Raw genomic sequence first — 3,920 nt, forward strand, 5'->3', positions numbered from 1 at the left:
GCCCTCGGTGAACGCGTTCACCGCGAACTTGGTGGCGGAGTAGACGGTGAAGCCGGGGCCGAAGACCTTGCGTCCGGCGATCGAGCCCACGTTGAAGATGTGGCCTGAGTGCTGCTCGATCATCTGCGGGAGCGCGGCGGCGACGGCGTTGAGGACGCCCTTGATGTTGACGTCGACCATGCGGTCCCACTCGTCGGTCTTGAACTCGTCGACGTTCGAGAGGGGCATCAGGCCGGCGTTGTTGAAGAGGATGTCGAGCGAGCCGTAGGTGTCGATCACCTTCTGGACACCCGTGGTGACGGAGGCGGCGTCGGCGACGTCCATCTCCACGGCGAGGGCCTGGCCGCCCTTGTCCTCGATCTGCTTCTTCAGCGCTTCGAGGCGGTCGGCGCGGCGGGCGGCGATGCCGACCTTGACGCCGGCTTCGGCAAGGGCGAGGGCGGTGGCCGCTCCGATGCCGCTGGAGGCTCCGGTGACGAGGGCGACCTTGTTGCGGATGTCAGTCATGACGTGGTGCTTCCTTCTTGCTTGCGACAGTCAGCGGGTGGGGGGCCAGGCCCGGCCGGGGTGTGTGTCCGTGTCCGGTGTCCGGCGGTGGGTCAGGCGGCGGCGAAGACGGTCTTGGTCTCCAGGTAGGCGTTCATGCCCCAGACACCGAACTCACGTCCGAAGCCGGACATCTTGAAGCCGCCGAACGGGCTGGTGGGGTCGTCGAAGAACTGGTTGATCATGACGCGGCCGGCCTGGACTCGGTTGGCGACGCCGCGGGCCCGGTCGAGGTCCTCGCCGTAGACGTAGCCGTGCAGGCCGTATGCCGAGTCGTTGGCGATCGCCACGGCCTCCTCGTCGTCGCGGTAGGTGATCACCGACAGGACGGGGCCGAAGATCTCTTCCTGGGCGATGGTCATGTCGTTGGTGACGTTGACGAAGACGGTGGGCTTGACGTAGTTGCCCGCCTCGAAGCCCTCCGGCTTGCCCTCACCGCCGACGAGGACCTCCGCGCCCTCCTCGATGCCCTTGCGGATGTAGCTCTGCACCCGCTCGTAGTGGCTCTTGGACACCATCGGCTGGACGGTGGTCGTGGGGTCGAGCGGGGAGCCGAGGGTGAGCGCCTCCACCCCGGCCTTGAGGACGGCCTTGGCCTCCTCCAGCCGGCTTTCGGGAACCAGGATGCGGGTTCCGGCGATGCACGCCTGGCCGGTGTTGAGGAGACCGGCGGTCAGGGCGAACTGGACTGCCTTGGTCATGTCGGCGTCGTCGAGGATGACCGTGGCGGACTTGCCGCCGAGTTCGAGGGTGACCCGCTTCATGGTCTCGGTGGCGTCTCGGTTGAGCTGCTGGCCGATCCGGGTGGAGCCGGTGAAGGAGATCTTCTGCACCAGCGGGCTGCGGGTGATGGTGTTGCCGACGGTCGAGCCGCTGCCGTTGACGACGTTGATGACACCGGCGGGCAGTCCGGCCTTCTCGAAGCAGTCCATCAGCACCCGCGTCTGCAGCGCGCTGTTCTGGCTGGGCTTGATGACCACGGTGCAGCCGGCCGCGAGCGCCGAGGCGGTCTTGCCGGCGATGAACCAGGGGCTGCCGTTCCACGGGGTGAGCAGTCCGGCCACGCCCACCGGCACCTTGGTGATGGTGGCGTCGCCGTTGGTCTCCTCGAAGTTCTCCGGCTTGAGCAGGTCCTTGGCCAGCACCATGAAGTCGCGGGCCTGCTGGTTGAACATGCCGGCGAAGGAGACGGGGGCGCCGTACTCGGCCACGGTGACCGCGATCAGGTCGTCCATGCGCTCGTCGATCGCGTCCGCGAGCCGTTGCAGGTACTCCTTGCGCTCCTCCAGGGAGGTCTGCGACCAGGCCGGGAAGGCCTCGTGGGCGGCGGTGATGGCCAGCTCGGCATCGACCTCGTTGCCCAGGACCGCGTGTCCGATGACCTCGCCCGTCGCCGGGTTGTGGACCTCGACGCGCTCCTGGCCGTGCGAGTCGACGAACTGTCCACCGATGAAGTTCTGGTTGGCGATGTACATGAGGGGCTCCTGAACTCTTTCCGGATCTTCCGGGCTCTTGCGGATTTCTTGTGGGTCCCCGAAGGAGGGGATACGCGGCGCCGGGGGCCTTCCGATGGTCGGTGACCGTGGCGCTGAAAAAAACGTAACGCAAGCATGTTGCGTTGTCAACGCAAGTCACTTGCGTTACCGCGAGTGGACCTCTCGTAACGCATGTGCCTTGCGTTACGCTGGCGGACATGAGTACTGCATCTGCCTTCCAGCGCGCGTACTCCGCCGAGCACAAGGCACAGCGGGCCCACGACCTAGCCGTGGCCGCCCGCGCGCTCGCAGCTCAGGACGGAGTGCGCGCGGTCACACTGACCTCCATCGCCCAGCACGCGGGCGTCCACGTCTCGGCCGTACGCCGCTACTACTCCTCGCGTGAGGAAATCCTGCTGCTCCTGGCTCAGGAGAGTTACGAAGACTGGTCCGAGGCGACTGTCGCGCGCCTGGCTCGGTACGAGAGCCTGACCCCGGCCGATATCGCCCGCACGCTGACCGAGGCCCTCGGTGAGCGCCCGTTGTTCTGTGACCTGCTCACCCATGTCACGCTCAGCCTCGAACACGAGTCGAGCTACGAAAGCGTCCGCGACTTCAAGGCTGCGGTCAGCCGGTCCGTCAACGCCGTCACTGACGCGGTCACCGCCGGCACCGACCTGGACCGCACCACCGCCGAGGTACTGGTCATCGCCGCCCTCGCCCTGGCCGCCCCCTTGTGGCAGGCGGGTCACCCCGCCGAGAACGTCCAGCGCCTCTACCGCGAGGAACCCGAACTCGCCCACGTCGCCATCGACTTCGATCACACCCTCACCCGCCTGGTCACCGCCCTTGGTGACGGCCTCATCAGAGAACAGAGCGCGCGGGAGGGGGCCCAGCAGCAGGCGTGAACGAGCGATCGCGCCGAGTCGAGCGTGGGCTCACGGCATCCCCTGGTGGATGTGCTCAGTTCACCGATGCAGCGGTCTGCCCGCGAGCGCGGAGCGGCCCGCGCGGGTCGTCGTGGTAGGCGCGAACGAGCCAGTTGTTCACCCTTGCCCGACCCGCGGGCGCCCCGGACCGCAGCGCTGTGCCGGTCGCCGACGACGACGTGGCCGCCAAGGCGGAGGCCGTGCGGTTGCTCGACGCCCTCGGCGACGACGCGGTGGACATCGGCACGCTCTCCGACAGCTGGCGCAGCGAACCGGGGACGCCCGTCTACTGCAAGCCGTACCTCGGCAAGGCTCGACGACCGCTTCCCGCAGTTCGTCCGCCGTCATCGGGCCGAGCAGCAGTCCGGCGCCGCGCAGGGCGTCCGCGAGGCCACGGTGCTCCGAGCAACAGGCGTAGAAGTCGGCCCGTACGGCGACCAGGACCCGCAGCCGGCTGTCCGGGCCCCGGGAGGACAGCAGCAGGTCGATGAAGCGGGCGCGCTCGGCGCGGTCCCGGCACAGGGTGAAGACCTCCTCGAACTGGTCGACCACCACCCAGCTCTCCGGCTCGCCCGCGGCCGGGGGTCAGCAGGGGCTCGTACGTCCGGGCTGGTCTGGCTCCGGGCGTGAGGACCCGCAGCACCGCTGGCTGCTTCAGGCGGGCAGCCTCCTCCCGCAGGCGGGGTATCAGGCCGGCCCGCAGCAGCGAGGACTTGCCGCTGCCGGACGCCCCGAACAGCACCGTGAACCGGTGGTCGCTCACCAGCCGGTTCAGACCGGCCGAGCGCCCGCGCCCCGAAACCCAGTGCGACGTCATACCCAGGTGTGACACCGGAGTCGGCACCTGGGTGTGACGTGCTGCCCCGTACCCGCGCCCTAGCTGTATTGATCACGAGCGTTGTTAACGCTGACCGGGCTTGAACATGGCGAAGGCCTCCGTGTGTGGTGGAGGTGTCGAATCTTCACCGCA

3 protein-coding genes and 3 pseudogenes are annotated in these 3,920 nt (G+C 68.2%); 2 read left to right on the forward strand and 4 right to left on the reverse strand.

Annotated features, from left to right (window positions below; translation table 11 throughout):
- Positions 1–507, reverse strand: a 507-nt coding sequence (locus ACFWWR_RS48440; protein WP_384310761.1) for an SDR family oxidoreductase, incomplete at its 3' end; no start/stop codon positions are given.
- Between the two features lie 92 nt (positions 508–599).
- Positions 600–2,021 (reverse strand): aldehyde dehydrogenase family protein, encoded by a 1,422-nt coding sequence (locus ACFWWR_RS48445; protein ID WP_384310763.1) that lies wholly within the window; start codon positions 2,019–2,021, stop codon positions 600–602.
- 218 nt (positions 2,022–2,239) lie between these two features.
- On the opposite strand from ACFWWR_RS48445, the gene ACFWWR_RS48450 reads away from it, so the two are divergent.
- Together ACFWWR_RS48450 and ACFWWR_RS48455 are read left to right on the forward strand one after the other, a co-directional pair.
- The gene (locus tag ACFWWR_RS48450) at positions 2,240–2,929 is read left to right on the forward strand and encodes a TetR family transcriptional regulator (protein WP_384310764.1); all 690 of its coding nucleotides are present in this window, start codon (positions 2,240–2,242) and stop codon (positions 2,927–2,929) included.
- A gap of 131 nt (positions 2,930–3,060) precedes the next feature.
- Positions 3,061–3,261, forward strand: a pseudogene (locus ACFWWR_RS48455) (oxidoreductase); the annotation flags it as partial.
- Positions 3,262–3,307: 46 nt separating this feature from the next.
- Here ACFWWR_RS48455 and ACFWWR_RS48460 read toward each other — a convergent pair.
- A pseudogene (locus ACFWWR_RS48460) lies at positions 3,308–3,505 on the reverse strand (hypothetical protein); the annotation flags it as partial.
- Between the two features lie 97 nt (positions 3,506–3,602).
- Positions 3,603–3,767, reverse strand: a pseudogene (locus tag ACFWWR_RS48465) (hypothetical protein); the annotation flags it as partial.
- Positions 3,768–3,920 lie beyond the last annotated feature (153 nt).

The sequence above is a fragment of the Streptomyces sp. NPDC058678 genome (assembly GCF_042714835.1).
GTDB lineage: Bacteria > Actinomycetota > Actinomycetes > Streptomycetales > Streptomycetaceae > Streptomyces.